Origin of the sequence: Ancylobacter radicis (genome assembly GCF_018449475.1) — a bacterium.
GTDB classification, from domain to species: domain Bacteria; phylum Pseudomonadota; class Alphaproteobacteria; order Rhizobiales; family Xanthobacteraceae; genus Ancylobacter; species Ancylobacter radicis.
Window position 1 is genome coordinate 36,197 of record NZ_JAHCQH010000021.1, and the last position, 13,126, is coordinate 49,322.

At 69.3% G+C, this 13,126-nt stretch carries 10 protein-coding genes and 2 riboswitches; of the genes, 3 read left to right on the top strand and 7 right to left on the bottom strand.

Going from position 1 to position 13,126, the window contains the following annotated elements:
- Positions 1-37 precede the first annotated feature (37 nt).
- Complete coding sequence (locus KIP89_RS16385; protein WP_213756667.1) at positions 38-673, top strand: LysE family translocator; 636 nt, start codon at positions 38-40, stop codon at positions 671-673.
- 27 nt (positions 674-700) lie between these two features.
- Here KIP89_RS16385 and KIP89_RS16390 read toward each other — a convergent pair whose 3' ends face one another.
- Positions 701-976, bottom strand: a complete 276-nt coding sequence (locus KIP89_RS16390) for a metal-sensitive transcriptional regulator (protein WP_213756668.1) — start codon at positions 974-976, stop codon at positions 701-703.
- Between the two features lie 86 nt (positions 977-1,062).
- On the opposite strand from KIP89_RS16390, the gene KIP89_RS16395 reads away from it, so the two are divergent.
- On the top strand, positions 1,063-3,609 hold the full coding sequence (locus KIP89_RS16395) for a heavy metal translocating P-type ATPase (RefSeq protein WP_250152577.1): 2,547 nt from the start codon (positions 1,063-1,065) through the stop codon (positions 3,607-3,609).
- Between the two features lie 173 nt (positions 3,610-3,782).
- Here KIP89_RS16395 and KIP89_RS16400 read toward each other — a convergent pair whose 3' ends face one another.
- The 4 genes from KIP89_RS16400 to nadA form a co-directional block, all read right to left on the bottom strand.
- Positions 3,783-5,078, bottom strand: a complete 1,296-nt coding sequence (locus KIP89_RS16400; RefSeq protein WP_213756670.1) for a D-amino acid dehydrogenase — start codon at positions 5,076-5,078, stop codon at positions 3,783-3,785.
- A gap of 71 nt (positions 5,079-5,149) precedes the next feature.
- Positions 5,150-5,264: riboswitch (glycine riboswitch) on the bottom strand.
- A gap of 1 nt (position 5,265) precedes the next feature.
- Positions 5,266-5,367: riboswitch (glycine riboswitch) on the bottom strand.
- Between the two features lie 117 nt (positions 5,368-5,484).
- Positions 5,485-6,363, bottom strand: coding sequence for a carboxylating nicotinate-nucleotide diphosphorylase (nadC, locus tag KIP89_RS16405; protein WP_213756671.1), 879 nt, complete (start codon positions 6,361-6,363; stop codon positions 5,485-5,487).
- Positions 6,364-6,504: 141 nt separating this feature from the next.
- Positions 6,505-8,010, bottom strand: a complete 1,506-nt coding sequence (locus KIP89_RS16410; protein WP_213756672.1) for an L-aspartate oxidase — start codon at positions 8,008-8,010, stop codon at positions 6,505-6,507.
- Positions 8,011-8,032: 22 nt separating this feature from the next.
- A complete protein-coding gene (nadA, locus tag KIP89_RS16415) occupies positions 8,033-9,100 on the bottom strand; it encodes a quinolinate synthase NadA (RefSeq protein WP_213756673.1) in 1,068 nt (355 codons plus the stop codon).
- Between the two features lie 204 nt (positions 9,101-9,304).
- On the opposite strand from nadA, the gene ku reads away from it, so the two are divergent.
- Complete coding sequence (gene ku / locus KIP89_RS16420) at positions 9,305-10,114, top strand: non-homologous end joining protein Ku (RefSeq protein WP_213756674.1); 810 nt, start codon at positions 9,305-9,307, stop codon at positions 10,112-10,114.
- Between the two features lie 2 nt (positions 10,115-10,116).
- Here the strand turns inward: ku and KIP89_RS16425 are convergent, their stop codons facing one another.
- Both KIP89_RS16425 and ligD read right to left on the bottom strand, forming a co-directional pair.
- Positions 10,117-10,656, bottom strand: a complete 540-nt coding sequence (locus KIP89_RS16425; protein ID WP_213756675.1) for an MgtC/SapB family protein — start codon at positions 10,654-10,656, stop codon at positions 10,117-10,119.
- 4 nt (positions 10,657-10,660) lie between these two features.
- Complete coding sequence (ligD, locus tag KIP89_RS16430) at positions 10,661-13,126, bottom strand: DNA ligase D (RefSeq protein WP_213756676.1); 2,466 nt, start codon at positions 13,124-13,126, stop codon at positions 10,661-10,663.

A 13,126-nucleotide genomic window follows, 5' to 3' on the forward strand; every position in this document is an offset into this window, starting at 1 on the left:
CCACGCGGTTCCGCCCTGGGCCCGCCGGGAACACGCCATGCCGCGCGCTGAACTGTTTGTCGCCTTCCTTGTCACCGCCGGCCTGTTCGCCTGCATACCCGGCCCGGCCATGCTCTATACGGCGGCGCAGACGCTGGCGCGGGGGCGGGTTTCCGGGCTGATGGCGGTGCTCGGCCTGCATCTGGGTTGCTATGTCCATGTCATCGCTGCGGCGGCCGGGCTTTCCGTGCTGTTCCACGCGGTGCCGGCGCTCTACATGGCGGTGAAGCTGGCCGGCGCGGCCTATCTGATCTGGCTCGGCGTGGCGATGCTGCGCGCCAGGGCGAAGGGGCAGGAGACCGCGCTCCCCGCCTTTGGTGCCAAGTCGGCGCGGCGGGCCTTTCTGGAGAGCGTGGCGGTGGAGGTGCTGAACCCCAAGACCGCGCTGTTCTTCGTGGCCCTGCTGCCGCAATTCATCGACCCGGCGGCGAGCCTGCCGGTCTGGGGGCAGTTCCTCATCCTCGGCACGCTGGTCAACGTGCTGTTCACCTCCGCCGACCTCGTCTGCGTGCTGATCGCCGGGGCGCTGGTCGAGCGGCTGCGCCGATCCGACCGGGCGCAGCGCCTGATGCGCCGGGCGGGCGGAGCGGTGCTGGTCGGGCTCGGCACGCATCTGGCCCTTCAGCGCAACTGAAGGCGCCCGCGCCGCGCGCGCCTGACGTCACCCCTTCAGCTTGCCGAGCACCGCGATCAGCTCGGAAACCTTGGCGCGCTGCTGGTCGGCGTCGCCGGAGCTGATGGCGTGCTCGACGCAGTGCGCGACGTGATCGCGCAGCACCTCCTCCTCCACCTTCTTCAGCGCCGCGCGCACCGCCGCCACCTGGGTGACGATGTCGATGCAATAGCGGTTGTCCTCGACCATGCGGGAGAGGCCGCGGACCTGGCCCTCGATCCGGCTCAGGCGTTTCAGGCAGGCGGTGCGGGTGTCGTGCTGCATGCTTGTCATATACCTATACGGGGTATATACCGCAACTGCTGGATACCCATATGGGGTATGTGGCAGCGCAGCAGAAGGAGGGTGTCATGGCAGAGCACGAGCATAAGCACGGGCATGAGCCGGTGCCGCCGGCCGATGCCGCCGCCAAAACCGCCACCAAAACGGGCGGCTGCTGCGGTGGGTCCGGTAACCACGACCCTCGACCCGAGCCCGCCCATCATGCCCCTGCCAGCGGGCCCGGCCATGCGCAGGACCACGCATGCTGCGGCGGGAAGGGGCATGAGGCGGGGCACGACCACGCCTCTCACGACCACGCGCATGACCCTGCCGGTTGCGGGCACGCCCACATGGCCAAGGATCCGGTCTGCGGCATGGATGTCGATCCGCACACGGCCCAGCACCGGGCCGAGCATGGCGGGCGCACCTATTATTTCTGCTGCAATGGCTGCCGCACCAAATTCATGGCCGACCCCGGCAAATATCTGGAGGGCCGGCCGGACGCGGAGCCGGTGCCGGAGGGGACGGAATTCACCTGCCCGATGCACCCGGAGATCGTGCAGATCGGGCCGGGCACCTGCCCGATCTGCGGCATGGCGCTGGAGCCGATGCTGGTCAGCCTTGATGACGGGCCGAACCACGAACTGATCGACATGACCCGCCGGTTCTGGATCGGCCTGGCGCTGACCCTGCCGGTCTTCGCGCTGGAAATGGGCGCGCATCTGATCCCCGCCCTGCATCACCTCGTGCCGCCGGCCATCTCCGCCTGGGTTCAACTCGTGCTGGCGACCCCCGTGGTGCTGTGGGCCGGCGCGCCTTTCTTCGTGCGCGGCTGGCAGTCGGTGGTGACACGCCATCTCAACATGTTCACGCTGATCGCCATCGGCACCGGCGTCGCCTATGGCTACAGCCTCGTTGCCGTGCTGGCCCCCGGCCTGTTCCCGGCGACCTTCCGCGGCCCGGATGGGTCCGTCGCGGTCTATTTCGAGGCGGCGGCGGTCATCACCGTGCTGGTGCTGCTCGGCCAGGTGCTGGAACTGCGGGCGCGCGAGCGGACCTCCGGCGCGCTGAAAGCCCTGCTCGACCTCGCGCCCAAGACCGCGCGGCGCCTCAATGACGACGGCAGCGAAGCGGAGATCCCGCTCGATCAGGTGATGGTCGGCGACCGGTTGCGCGTGCGGCCGGGCGAGAAAGTGCCGGTGGACGGGCAGGTGGCGGAGGGCCGCTCGGCGGTCGACGAGGCACTCGTCACCGGCGAATCCATGCCCGTCACCAAGGCGGAGGGCGACGCGGTGATCGGCGGCACGCTGAACCGTTCCGGCGGGCTGGTCATCGTCGCGCAGAAGGTCGGCCGCGACACCCTGCTCGCGCGCATCGTGCAGATGGTGGCGGAGGCGCAGCGTTCGCGCGCGCCGATCCAGCGCCTCGCCGATCGCGTCGCCGGCTGGTTCGTGCCGCTGGTCGTCGGCTGCGCGCTGCTGGCTTTCGCCGCCTGGGCAACGTTCGGGCCGGAGCCGCGCTTTTCCCACGCGCTGCTGGCGGCGGTGGCGGTGCTGATCATCGCTTGCCCCTGCGCGCTGGGCCTTGCCACGCCGATGTCGATCATGGTCGGCATGGGGCGCGGGGCGCAGATGGGCGTGCTGATCAAGAACGCCGAGGCGCTGGAGCGGCTGGAGCGGATCGACACGCTGGTGGTCGACAAGACCGGCACGCTCACGGAAGGCGCGCCTTCGGTGACCCGGATCGTTACGGCGGAGGGTTTTGCGGAAGACGAGGTGCTGCGTCTCGCCGCCGCTGTCGAGCAGCCCTCCGAGCATCCGCTGGCGCAGGCCATCGTGAACGCGGCGCAGGCGCGCGGGATCGCGATACCCAAGGTGCGCGGCTTTGACTCACCGGTCGGCAAGGGTGCCTATGGGCTGGTCGAGGGCAAGCGGGTGGTGCTCGGCAGCGCGGCGTTTCTGCGCGAACTCGGCATCGACGCCAGCGGGCTCGCGGCCCCGGCCGATGAGTTGCGGCGCGAGGGAGCAAGCGCGATCTTCATCGCGGTCAACGGCACGCTGGCCGCCACAATCGCCATTGCCGACCCGATCAAGGCGACGACGGCGCAGGCGCTGGCCGATCTCGCGGCCGAGGGTATTCGCGTCGTCATGCTGACCGGCGACAACCGCACCACGGCCGAGGCGGTGGCGCGCCGGCTCGGTATCACCGAGGTCGAGGCCGAGGTGGCGCCCGACCAGAAGGCGGCGGTGGTGGCACGGCTGCGCGCCGAGGGCCGCGTGGTCGCCATGGCCGGCGACGGAGTGAACGACGCGCCGGCGCTGGCCGGCGCCGATGTCGGCATTGCCATGGGGACGGGCACGGATGTCGCCATCGAGAGCGCGGGGGTGACGCTGCTGCGTGGCGATCTCGGCGGCATCGTGCGGGCGCGCCGGCTCTCGCAGGCGACCATGCGCAACATCCGGCAGAATCTGTTCTTCGCCTTCGCCTACAACGCCGCCGGCGTGCCGATCGCCGCTGGTGTGCTGTACCCGATTTTCGGGCTGCTGCTCTCGCCCATGGTGGCGGCGCTGGCCATGTCGCTCTCCTCGGTGAGCGTCATCGCCAACGCGCTGCGGCTGCGGAGCGTGCGGCTGTAGGCCGGGTAGGGTTGTCGAAGCGCCTTCTCTGAGGAAGCGTCTTCTCTGAGAACGTCCTATCTCCACAAGAAAAACCCCGCCCCCGGATGTGCGCCGGAGGCGGGGTGGGAGCCGGAAGGGAACGGCTCCAATTTTCCCGGACGGTTGGAAGGCCCGGGGCGGGGTTGGTGAACCTATTCGGCGGCCATGCGCAGCATCGGGGCGGGGGTCTCGATGGGCATGGCGTCGGCGACCTTGGCGGCGATGATCTCGGCGGTGGCGCAGGACAGCGTCCAGCCGAGATGGCCATGGCCGGTGTTGTAGAACACGCCCGGCTTCTTGCCGGCGGCGACGCGCGGCATCATGTCCGGCATCATCGGGCGCAGGCCCGCCCAGGGCACGACCTTCTCGGTCGAGACGCCCGGAAACAGCTTGCGCACCCAGTCGGTCAGCGGGCGGATGCGGTCGGAGCGGATGTCGCGGTTCTCGCCGTTGAACTCGGCGGTGCCGGCGACCCGGAAGCGGTCCTTGCCGAGGCGGGAGGTGACGATCTTGGTCTTGTCGTCGAGCAGGCTGACCCACGGCGCCGCCTGCTGGCTGCGCTCATCGTCGAGCATCACCGTGATCGAGTAGCCCTTGACCGGATAGATGTTGACCCGGTCGCCGAGGCTGGCGGCGATGGCGCGCGAGCCGACGCCGGCGCACACCACCACCGCATCGAAGCTCATCACCTCGCGCTGCGGGGCGGCATCTTCCTCGTCGGGCAGCAGGGTCAGCGCGATCTCGACGCCGGTGCCATCGGGGCCGCGGCCGGTATGGGTGATGCGCTCGACCGCCGCCTCGTTGACGAAGCGCACGCCGCGGGCGCGGCAGACTTCGGCGAGGCCGAAGGTGAATTTGTGGATGTCGCCGGTCGAATCGGAGGGGGTGTAGAAGCCGCCATAGAACTGGCCGTGCAGCGTCGGCTCGATGGCGCGGATCTCGTCCGGCGTCACCTCGCGGCGCTCCAGCCCACCCTGCGCATAGAGGCCGGAGACGAGGCGGGCATTATCCTGCGCCGCCTTGTCGCGGTAGATGTGCAGGATGCCGCGGGTCTCGTGGTTGAAGTCGATCCCCTCGCGCTTGGCGATGTCGAACATATGGTTGCGCGCCTGAATGGCGAGGCGTGTGGTCTGGACCGTGTTCGCCGTGTAGTTGGGGATGTTGGCGAGGAACTCGGCCATCCAGCTATATTTGTGCCAGGACGGCTTGGGGTTCATCAGCAGCGGCGCGTCGGGGGTGAGCATCCACTTGATGCCCTTGAGCACCGTAGACCAGGAGTTCCACACCTCGGCATTGGAGGCGGAGAGCTGGCCGCCATTGGCGAACGAGGTCTCCATCGCCGCATAGCGGTGACGGTCGATGACGGTGACGTCATAGCCCTTCTCGGTGAGGGCGTAAGCGGTGGTGATACCGGTGATGCCGGCGCCGACAACAGCAATATGGCGCATGGGGAACTCCCGCGCTTGAGGACGACAAGGCCATGGTCGCGGCAACACCGCGTTTCCTGGCCGACTGTCCCCAATCTGTCGCGGTACCTGAGAGCTCGCCCCGAGACGTCCAGCATAGCCGGGCGACGCGGGCTTCCCCTTCGGTGGACGTCCTAGCGCGATGCGCCGACGCCTCTCTCCAGATCGTCCTGTCTATGCGGTCCGTGGTGCCTGAGAGTTTCCTGGGGGGTTGCTCCGTCGGCGTCGACACGTGTCCGGGAGGACTGTCGATCTCTCCCGCATAGTCATTATCAGACGGTTATATGCATCGCACAAAAGCATGCCCGTTTCAAGGGCAGTTCGGCTGCTCACGGCAGGTTGAGGGTGCGACCTTGGGAGGGGAGGGTTGAAAATCGCGGCGCCAGCCTCACGCCTGCGCCGCATCCAGCCCGAGGTCGAGGATCGGCGCGGAATGGGTGATCCAGCCGACCGAGATGAGGTCCACCCCGCTCGCGGCGATCGGCCCGACCGTTTCGGCGGAGACGCGACCCGAGGCTTCGGTGAGCGCGCGCCCGCCGACGATGCCGACCGCCTCCGTGAGCTGCTCCGGCGTCATGTTGTCGAGCAGCACCGCGTCGACGCCCTCCGCCATCGCCTCGTGAAGCTGGGCCAGCGTGTCGACCTCCACCTCGATCTTCACGAGATGGCCGGCATGGGCGCGGGCGGCGCGGATGGCGGGGATGACGCCGCCGGCCACCGCGATGTGGTTGTCCTTGATCAGCACGGCATCATCGAGCCCGAAGCGGTGGTTCGAGCCGCCGCCGGCCTTCACCGCGTGTTTTTCCAGCGCGCGCAGGCCGGGCGTGGTCTTGCGGGTGCAGACGATCCGCGCCTTGCCAAGGGACGGGGCATGCTGGCGGGCGATGGCGACGAGGCCGGCGGTCGCGGTGGCGATGCCGGACATGCGGCAGGCGATGTTCAACGCCACGCGCTCGGCGGTGAGGATGGCGCGGGCCGACCCATCCAGCCGCAGCACCACGTCACCCGGTGCCACCGCGCTGCCGTCGCCGCGCTCGACCGTTACCGTGAGAGACGGGTCGATCAGGTTGAAGGCGATCACCGCCGCGTCGATGCCGGCGATGACGCCGCTCTGGCGCGAGGCGATCACCGCCGTGAAGCGCGCATCGGCCGGCACCACCGCATCGGTGGTGATGTCGCCGGCGCGGCCGAGATCTTCCAGCAGCGCGGCGCGCACGATGGGTTCGACCAGCAGGCGGGGCAGGGGCGATAGGAGGGGCGTGAGCATGGCGGGTATTCCTGCGAAGGCAACGTCATCCTGAGGTGCGAGCGGAGCGAGCCTCGAAGGATGGGACTAAGGGACATCCTTCGAGGCCCGGCTATGCCGGGCACCTCAGGATGACGGTGCGCCGCAAAGGCGCCGGTGTTCTCACGCCACCCGCCGCACCTCGGCGGTGCGTGAGGCGTCCTCGAACCGCGTCTCGGAATGCCGGGCCGCTGTCGCGGGGGTGGGATGGTCGGCGCGGTAATGGCCGCCACGGCTTTCCACCCGGCGCAACGCCGCTTCCGCGACCATCAGCGCGACGAGGGAGAGGTCGTCGCCGTCACGGTCGGCGATCGTGCCGAGGCGGGCGGCGGCTTCCTCCAGCCCGGCGGCGTTGCGGATGACGCCCACTTTCAGGTCCATCAGCGCCCGGATCTCGGCGCGAGCCGGGGAGAGCGGACGCGCCGGGCCGGCGGGCGTGGGCGTGCCGGGGCGGGCATCCTCGCCGGCAATGTCGGCGGCGATCCAGCCGGCATAGGCGAGGGCTTCCAGCAGCGAGTTGCTGGCCAGCCGATTGGCGCCATGCAGCCCCGTCGAGGCGACTTCGCCGCAGGCCCACAGGCCCGGCACGCTGGCGCGGCCGGCTTCATTCACGGCGATGCCGCCCATATGGTAATGCGCGGCCGGGCGCACCGGGATCGCCGCCGCCGCCGGGTCGAGCCCATGGGCCCGGCACAGCGCGACCACGCCGGGAAAGCGTGCCGCGATATCTTTCAGCCGGGCGTCCAGCACGACCGACTGCCCGGTGGCGATCTCCGCGAAGATGGCCCGCGCCACGACATCGCGCGGCGCGAGCTCCTGGCCGGGCACGTCCAGCATGAAGCGTTCGCCGCGCGCATTGAACAGCCTGGCGCCTTCCCCGCGCAGCGCCTCGGTGGCGAGCGGCATCGGGTCGGCGCCGACCGCCATCGCGGTCGGGTGAAACTGCACGAACTCCATGTCGCGCAGCACCGCGCCTGCGTGGGCGGCCAGTGCGAGGCCGGAGCCGACGGCGCCGAGCGGGTTGGTGGTCGAGCCATAGAGCCCGCCAAGCCCGCCGGTCGCCAGCACCATGGCGCGGGCGGGGAGCGCCTGCACCCGCGCCTCGCGGTCGCGCAGCGCGACGCCGGCGACGCGGCCGGTCTCGTCCTTCAGAAGCTCACAGGCCCGCACACCCTCGATCACCGTGATGGACGGGCAGGCGCGGGCGGCGCGGGTGAGGGTTTCCAGCACCACGCGGCCGGTGCCGTCGCCTTCGGCATGAACGATGCGGCGGCGCGAATGGGCGGCCTCCAGCCCCAGCGCGAGGCTGCCATTGGGATTGCGGTCGAAGGGCGTGCCGATCTCCAGCAGCCAGTCGATGGCGGCGGGCGCGGCACCCGCGACGCGCCGCGCCACCGGCGGCTGCGAGAGTCCGGCGCCGGCCGAGAGCGTGTCGATGGCGTGGAAATCCGGCCGGTCGTCGGCGCCGATGGCGGCGGCGATGCCGCCCTGCGCCCAGCCGGTGGCGGCCTCGGCGCCGAGCGGGGCGGCGACGACCAGCGTCACCGGCAGCGGCGCGAGGCGCAGGGCGGTGGCGAGGCCGGCGACGCCGCCGCCGACCACGACGATCGTGTCAGGCGAATGGTTCACGGATGGTGCTCCCGAACGGGGATCAGCTGAGGGCGAGCATGCGTTCCACCGCCGCGCGGGCGCGGACGGCGAGGGCGGGGTCGATCTCGACCTGCGGGCTCATGGTTTCCAGCGCCCGGCGGATGTTCGCCAGCGTGATGCGGCGCATGTGCGGACACAGATTGCAGGGGCGCACGAACTCGACGTCGGGATGGTTCACCGCGACATTGTCGGCCATCGAGCACTCGGTGATGAGCACCACGCGGGCCGGCTTCTCGTCGCGCACATAATCCGCCATGCCGGCGGTGGAGCCGGCGTAATCGGCCTCCGCGACCACTTCGGGCGGGCATTCGGGGTGGGCGAGCACGACCACGCCGGGATGGTTTTCGCGCAGATCGCGAATGTCCTGCGGGGTGAAACGCTCATGCACCTCGCAATGGCCCTTCCAGGCGATCAGCTCCAGCTCGGGCACCTGTTTCTGGACATTCTGCGCGAGATATTCGTCGGGCAGCATGAGGATGCGGGTAACGCCCCATTCCTTCGCCACGGCGCGCACCACCTTCACGGCATTGCCGGAGGTGCAGCAATAGTCGCTCTCGGCCTTCACCTCAGCCGAGGTGTTGACATAGGTGACGACCGGCACGCCCGGATAATGCTGGCGCAGCAGGCGGATATCGGCGGCGGTGATGCTGTCGGCGAGCGAGCAGCCGGCGCTCATGTCCGGCATCAGCACGGTCTTGGAAGGGTTCAGCAGCTTGGCGGTCTCGGCCATGAAATGAACGCCGGCCATGACGATCACATCGGCATCGACCGTTACGGCCTCGCGGGCCAGCGCCAGGCTGTCGCCGACGATGTCGGCCACCGTGTTGAAGATTTCCGGCGCCTGATAGTTGTGGCCGAGCACGACGGCGTTGCGCTCGCGCTTCAGCCGCTCGATGGCCTCGACCTCGCGGGCGATGAGCGGCCATTCGGCGGGGGTGATGTGCTTGGCGACACGCGCATAGAGATGGGGCAGCGGCAGGCTGACAGGTGCCCCGGCAAAGGCGGTGGCGGCGCCGGCAATGCTGTCGGCGGCGTGGTCGGCACGGGCGGCGATGGGCATGTCCAGCATCGCGTCCTCCCTTATGCTCGTTATGAGTATAACTCGGGCCAAACAATACCGGGCTCACGCCCGGCAGACCACTTATGCTAGAACTGAGTATAAGCCTCTGTCAACTGTCTGTCACAAAGCTCCGCCGCGCGTCTGCGCGACGGAACCGACGGTGCTCCGCTCACGTTGAAACCGGCGACCGGTGGATCGATAGGGGGAAGCGGGATGGCGCAGCGCAGCTTCTGGAAGGGCTATCTCAAGCTCTCGCTCGTCACCTGCCCGGTGACGATGATGTCCGCGACATCCGACGCCGAAAAGGTGCGCTTCCACACGCTCAACCGCGCCTCCGGCAACCGGGTCGAGGGCATCTATGTCGACGACGAGACCGGCCGGACGGTCGATGACGACGATCAGGCGCGCGGCTATGAGCGCGGGCCGGGCGAGTTCGTCATTCTGGAGGATGAGGAACTGGACGCGGTGGGGCTGGAGAGCACCCGCACCATCGACATCGAGATGTTCACCCCTGCCGACAGCGTGCAGTGGCTCTGGTACGACAAGCCGCATTTCCTCCTGCCGAACGATCCGGTCGGCGAGGAGGCCTTCGCCGTCATCCGCGAGGCGATGGCGGCGACCGGAACGGTCGGCATCGCCCGCCTCGTGCTCTATCGCCGCGAACGGCCGGTGATGCTGGAACCGCGCGGGCGCGGCATCGTGGTCTGGACCCTGCGCTATGCCGAGGAAGTGCGCCCGCCGGAGGGCTATTTCGAGGATATCGACGCGCAGCCGGAGAGCGAGCTGGTCGATCTCGTCGCCAAGCTGATCGACCGGCGCACGCGCAAATGGGAGGCGAGCCTCGTCCATGATCCGCTGCAGGACAATCTCAAGGCGCTGATCGCCAGCAAGAAGAAGCAGCGCCGCGCGCCGCGCGCCCGCAAGGGCAAGGAGGCGCCGGAGGCCCCGACCAATGTTGTCAACATCATGGACGCGCTGAAGAGGAGCCTCGCCAGCGAGAAGGGCGTCCGCCCGCGCAAATAGCCCTATGGCGCGTCCGTGGTTTCCCGGTTTGTCGAGGGCGGGGTCGGTTTGGGCTCGGCCGGCTTCGGGTCTTCCGCCCGGGATTCGATCATCCGCTCCAGCGGCAGGACCAGAGCGAGCAGCACCAGCGTCACCACAAGGGCGAGGACGATGAGGTGCCAGGTGGCCAGCGCGCAGGCCACGCCCAGCGCCGCCGTGACCCAGACCGTGGCGGCCGTTGTCAGGCCATGGATTTCCAGATCGCGGTGATTGCGCAGGACCACGCCGGCGCCGAGAAAGCCGATGCCGGTCATCACCCCCTGGATGATGCCCTGCACGACGCGGCTCATCGCGTCGGGGTGACCGGCCATGCCATCGACCCGGACGGCGGTCAGCGAGATCAGCGCCGCGCCCATGCAGACGAGGCCCAGCGTGCGCATGCCGGTCGGCTTGCCGCGCAGATCGCGGTTGATCCCGATCAGCATGCCGCAGGCGGCCGCCATGAGAAGGCGCAGCAGAGCCTCGATGTCCGCCGGCGGCAGGAAGGGAAAGGCGGCTGTCATGAGCTTAGCGCCGTCCGCGTCGGTGTTTTGGCACCTCCGGCAGCGGCGCGGCGCTGGCGCGGAAGTCGGTCCATGGGTCTCGTTCGAGATTGGCGAGCCGCGCGGGCGCGTTCTCCAGCGTGAACTGGGCGGCGCTGGCGAGAGCGTCGATCTCCTCCCATGCCACCGGCATGGCGACACCGGCGCCCGGCCGGGCGCGCGTGCCATAGGGGGCGATGGCAGTGGCGCCGCGCCCGTTGCGCAGATAGTCGATGAAGATGCGCCCCTCGCGCTTCGCCTTGGTGGCGACGGCAATGTAGCGGTCCGGCGCGTCCCCGGCCATCGCTTCCGCCAGCGATTTGGCGAAGCCCTTCACCGCATCCCAACCCGCTTCCGACTTCAGCGGGACAACGACATGCAGGCCCTTGCCGCCGGAGGTCTTCACGAAAGCGGGCAGCCCCGCCTCTTCCAGCCGGGCCCGCACATCCTTCGCGCCGGCCACCACATCCGCCCAGCCAAGGCCGGGGCCGGGATCAAGGTCGAAGATCATCGTGTCGGGCGCCTCAAGGCTCGCCAGCGGCGCGCCCCAGGGATGGATTTCAAGTGCTCCCGCTTGCACCAGCGCAATGAGGCCGTCGCGATCCTCGATGAACAGCATCTCCTCGCCATCGCTGTCCTTGGCCAGCTTGATCGCCTTGTTCATCCCGCGCCAGCCATGTTTCTGGAAGAAGCAAGCCTTGGCGATGCCGTCCGGGCAGCGCAGCAGCGCGAGCGGGCGGGCGACGATATAGGGAGCGATGAAGCGCCAGATCTCGGCGTAGTAATCCGCAAGGCCCTGTTTGGTGATGCCGTCCTCGGGCCAGTAGATGCGCTCGGGATGGGTGAGCTTCACCGCGCTTTTGAGCGGCGCCGGGCGGGCGGCAACGGAGGTCGGAGCCGGTTCCTCGCGGATGATCTCGCTTGCGGGCTTGTCTTCGCGAATGCCGCGAAAGGCAGCGTGGCGCAGGTTCTGGTCGCCGGTCCAGCCGCGGAACTCGACCTCGGCGACGCGCTCGGGCTTCACGAAGATCACGCCGCGCCGCGCATCGGCGGAGAGCTTATCGGCGAACGGGCTGCGCGCGCGGGCGAGGGCGGAGAGGTCGCGGTAGAGATCGGCGGCGATGCGGTGGGAGAAGCCGGTACCGACCCGCCCGACATGGCGCAGCTTGCCGTCCTCATGCAGCCCCAGCACCAGCGAGCCGATGGCGTTGGCCATGGCGGTGGAGGGCACGAAGCCGGCGATGACGAATTCCTGCCGCTCGGCGCATTTCGACTTCACCCAATCCTTGCCGCGCCCGGTGCGGTAGCGCGAATCCGCGCGCTTCGACACCAGCCCCTCCAGGCTGAGGCGGCAGGCATGGCGCAGCAGGGTGGCGCCATCGACCTCGAACGGCTCGCTGAGGCGCAGCGGGGCCGGCGCGTCCTTGAACAGCGCCGCCAGCGCCGCCTTGCGGGCGAGCAGCGGCTCGCGCGTGAGGTCGCGGCCGTCGAGATGCAGCAGGTCGAAGCCGTAGAACACAAAGCGGTCACGGCGCCCTTCCGACAGGTCTTGCTGAAGCGCGGCGAAATGCGAGGCGCCCGACGGCGTCTCCACCACGAGTTCACCGTCGATCAGCGCGGTCTGAGCCGGCAAGGCGAGCAGGGCGTCGGCCAGCGCCGGGCCGAAACGCGTCGTCCAGTCGAGCCCCGAGCGGGTGAGCAGGCGCAGCTGGCCCTTCGGCCCGGCGCTGCGGTCGATGCGGGCCTGAAGCCGGTAGCCGTCGAACTTGATTTCATGGATCCAGCCCGCCCCCGCCGGGGCCTTGGCGACCAGCGTCGCCAGTTCCGGCGCGAGGAAATCGGGCAGCTTGGCGGCCCCCGTCTTCCTCCCGCCCTTATGTGCCGGGGCGCCCTCGGTGATCTCGTCCAGCGTGCGCCCGGTCTTCACCGAGTCCGGCGCTTCCTCCAGAATGTCCGGCGCGTCCTCGGTGCGGGCGGCCTCGTCCTCGGCCTTGATGAGCAGCCAGTTCTCGTTTTTCTCGCCCTTTCTCTTGGGCATGCGCACAAGATGCCAATGGCCGGAGAGCTTCTCGCCGCGCAGTTCTAAGTCGAGATGGCCCTTCTTGTAGCCCTTGCGCGGATCGCCCTTGGGCACCCAGCTCCCGCTGTCCCACAGCATCACCGTGCCGCCGCCATACTGGCCCTTGGGGATGGTGCCCTCGAAGTCGCCATAGTCGAGCGGGTGATCCTCGACATGAACCGCGAGGCGCTTTTCGCCTGGCACCAGGCTCGGCCCGCGTGTCACCGCCCAGCTTTTCAGGACGCCGTCCATCTCCAGCCGCAGGTCATAATGCAGCCGGCGGGCGGCGTGTTTCTGGATCAGATAGGTCTGGCCGGCGCCTTTGCCCTCCGCTCCTGCCGGTTCGGCGGTGAGGGTGAAGTCGCGCTTGGCGCGGTAGGTGTCGAGGGCCAT

Excerpts from the sequence above, each read along its gene's own strand:
- KIP89_RS16385 (WP_213756667.1), top strand. The coding sequence starts at position 38 with ATGCCGCGCGCTGAACTGTTTGTCGCCTTCCTTGTCACCGCCGGCCTG.
- KIP89_RS16390 (WP_213756668.1), bottom strand. The coding sequence starts at position 976 with ATGCAGCACGACACCCGCACCGCCTGCCTGAAACGCCTGAGCCGGATC.
- KIP89_RS16395 (WP_250152577.1), top strand. The coding sequence starts at position 1,063 with ATGGCAGAGCACGAGCATAAGCACGGGCATGAGCCGGTGCCGCCGGCC.
- KIP89_RS16400 (WP_213756670.1), bottom strand. The coding sequence starts at position 5,078 with ATGCGCCATATTGCTGTTGTCGGCGCCGGCATCACCGGTATCACCACC.
- nadC (WP_213756671.1), bottom strand. The coding sequence starts at position 6,363 with ATGCTCACGCCCCTCCTATCGCCCCTGCCCCGCCTGCTGGTCGAACCC.
- nadA (WP_213756673.1), bottom strand. The coding sequence starts at position 9,100 with ATGCTGGACATGCCCATCGCCGCCCGTGCCGACCACGCCGCCGACAGC.
- ku (WP_213756674.1), top strand. The coding sequence starts at position 9,305 with ATGGCGCAGCGCAGCTTCTGGAAGGGCTATCTCAAGCTCTCGCTCGTC.
- KIP89_RS16425 (WP_213756675.1), bottom strand. The coding sequence starts at position 10,656 with ATGACAGCCGCCTTTCCCTTCCTGCCGCCGGCGGACATCGAGGCTCTG.
- ligD (WP_213756676.1), bottom strand. The coding sequence starts at position 13,126 with ATGGCCCTCGACACCTACCGCGCCAAGCGCGACTTCACCCTCACCGCC.